At 74.0% G+C, this 2,434-nt stretch carries 3 protein-coding genes and 1 pseudogene; 1 reads left to right on the top strand and 3 read right to left on the bottom strand.

The genetic code is table 11. From position 1 onward, the window contains the following. From C1J01_RS47580 to C1J01_RS47570, 3 genes and pseudogenes are all read right to left on the bottom strand, one after another. Positions 1-475: pseudogene (locus C1J01_RS47580) on the bottom strand (hypothetical protein); the annotation flags it as partial. Beyond that, positions 475-1,485, bottom strand: a complete 1,011-nt coding sequence (locus tag C1J01_RS47575; RefSeq protein WP_235855152.1) for an AAA family ATPase — start codon at positions 1,483-1,485, stop codon at positions 475-477. The gene C1J01_RS47575 and the pseudogene C1J01_RS47580, both read right to left, overlap by 1 nt. A gap of 13 nt (positions 1,486-1,498) precedes the next feature. Beyond that, positions 1,499-2,260 (bottom strand): fibronectin type III domain-containing protein, encoded by a 762-nt coding sequence (locus C1J01_RS47570; RefSeq protein WP_111185690.1) that lies wholly within the window; start codon positions 2,258-2,260, stop codon positions 1,499-1,501. Here C1J01_RS47570 and C1J01_RS47565 point away from each other — a divergent pair. Beyond that, positions 2,241-2,434, top strand: a 194-nt coding sequence (locus C1J01_RS47565; RefSeq protein WP_146616027.1) for a hypothetical protein, incomplete at its 3' end; no start/stop codon positions are given. The two genes, C1J01_RS47570 and C1J01_RS47565, sit on opposite strands and share 20 nt — an antisense overlap.

Here is a 2,434-nt window from a genome sequence, read left to right as displayed (position 1 = left end):
CCGTACGGGGGCGGACGAGCAGGGTGGCGGGCGCGCCGTACGCGCGGACGCGGCGGGCGAGCCCGAACGGGTCGGCGCGCACGAGCACGAGCGGCCCCACGGGGATCTCCCCGCGCGCCTCCGTCGGCAGCGGGTACGACACCGTGCGCACCGCTCCCCTGGGCAGCCGGGGCAGCTCGATCGTGTGCTCGGCGTCGCCGATCCGGTCCCGGGCGCGCAGCCCGGACAGCCCGCGGCGGCCCTGGTTGGCCACGGTGAGCACGGCCACGGCGGCGTCCCCGCGCGCCACCTTGACCGGCGTGACCTCGCGCCGCACCTCCAGGTGGGGCCTCGGCGCGGTCCAGGCCAGCGCCAGGGCGACCGCGAGCAGGCCGCCCGTGGCGAGCACGACGGGTTCGGGATAGCCGAGGACGTACCCCGCGGCGTACAGCAGGACGGAACCGGCGAGCGTCCCCCAGCCCAGCGGCGTCAGCATCAGGCCGCCTGGGGCACCGGCGTCCCGGCGAGGATCTCGCCGAGCACGACGGCGGCGGTGACCTCGCGCAGCTCCGCCTCGGGGGTGAGGATCAGGCGGTGCGCCAGCACCGGCACGGCCAGCGCCTTGACGTCCTCCGGCACCACGAAGTGGCGGCCGGCGGCGGCGGCCTTGACGCGCGCGGCGCGCAGCAGGGCCAGGCTGGCCCGGGGGCTGGCGCCGAGCCGCAGGTGCGGGCTCGTCCGGGTGGCGCCGCACAGCGCCACGATGTAGTCGTAGACCGGGTCGGCCACGTGGATGCGCGCGGCGAAGTCGATCATCCCGGCCACGTCCGAGGCGCGCGCGACCACCGGCAGCCGTTCGACCTGCGGGCCCGTCGGCATGCCCTTGAGCACCTCGACCTCCGCCGCGTGGTGCGGGTAGCCGACGGAGATCTTCATGAGGAACCGGTCGAGCTGCGCCTCGGGCAGCGGGTACGTGCCGTCCATGTCGACCGGGTTCTGCGTGGCCACCACCAGGAACGGCCGCGGCACCGGGTGCGGCTCGGCGTCGACGGTGACGCGGCGCTCCTCCATGACCTCCAGCAGCGCCGCCTGGGTCTTCGGCGAGGCGCGGTTGATCTCGTCGGCGAGCACGATGTTGGCGAAGACGGGCCCGTGGTGGAACTCGAACTTCTGGTGCGCCTGGTTGAAGATCGACACGCCGGTGATGTCGCTGGGCAGCAGGTCGGGGGTGAACTGCACGCGCCGCCACTCGGCGTCCACGCTGGCCGCCAGGCAGCGGGCGAGCGTGGTCTTGCCGGTGCCCGGCACGTCCTCCACGAGCAGGTGCCCCTCGGTGAACAGGCAGATCAGCGCCAGCTCGACGGCCTCGCGCTTGCCGCGGATGATCCGCTCGATGTTGCCGGCCAGCAGCTGGAAGCGCTGCGCGAACTGCCCCGCCAGCTGCGCGGGCTGCCCGGCGGCCGGCTGCCCGTACGGCGCCTCCGCCGGGTGGTGGTACTGGGTCACCTGAGTCCCCTTCTCAGTCGGTGCACTCGAACAGCGGCGGAGCGGGGAACCCGCCTCGCGGGGTGGTCATCAGGGTGTCGCTGATGTACGCCACGCCGCCGTTCCACTCGATCCGGTCCCAGACGACGCTGGTCTCCCCCGACTGCGTCTCGGTCACGGACATGCCCTTGACCTGGCAGATCACGGTGAGGTCGCGGTACTCGCCCTTCGGGATGGTGCCGATCTGGCAGTTGCCGGTCGGGCAGGAGTTGATTCTCGTGTTGGTCTGGTCGTTGTGGGCGTTCTTGTACACCTTCCGGGGATAGGCCAGGTCCACCGTGGTGGTGGCGACGTCGGGGCTCTCGCCGGCCGCGTTCTTCGCCTTCAGGGTGAACGTGTGCTTCTGGTCGTTCTTCAGCCCGTCCACGGTGAGCGAGGTGCCCTGGACGCCGCTCCTGGTGACGGCGCCGGTCAGCTCGTACGTGGTGCCGTCGGCGGCGTTCTCGGGAGCGCTCCAGCTCAGGTCGGCGCCCCGGTTCCTGGCCTTGGCGGTGAAGCCGGTCGGCGAGCCGGGCGCCACGCACGGCTTGGCCCCGGCGCTCGGCTCGGACTCCACCTCGCCGCCCGCCCAGTGCGCGACCACCACGAACGTGTACTCGCGCGCGCAGTCCCCGCCGCCGAACTCGAACTGGAACGGCCCGTCGGCGGCCACCGACTCGGGCACGGACTTCCCCGGGCCGGACGTCCGCAGCGTGTAACGCTCCACCTGCCCGCCGGTGGACGGGCTGAAGGTCACGGTCACCTTCCCCGGGCCCGACCGGGCGGTCACCGCGCCGGGCGGGGACGGCGCGCCGGGCGACGGCGTGGGGCGCCGGCTGGGCGTGCGGGCCGGCGTGCGGGTGGGCGTGTGGCTGGGCTCCGCCTGCCTGGTCTGGGCAGGACGGGTCGTGGTGACGGTCTCGACCGGGCC

The organism is Nonomuraea aridisoli (genome assembly GCF_003236395.1).
GTDB classification, from domain to species: Bacteria; Actinomycetota; Actinomycetes; order Streptosporangiales; family Streptosporangiaceae; genus Nonomuraea; species Nonomuraea aridisoli.
This window is presented reverse-complemented; position numbering and strand designations above follow the sequence as displayed.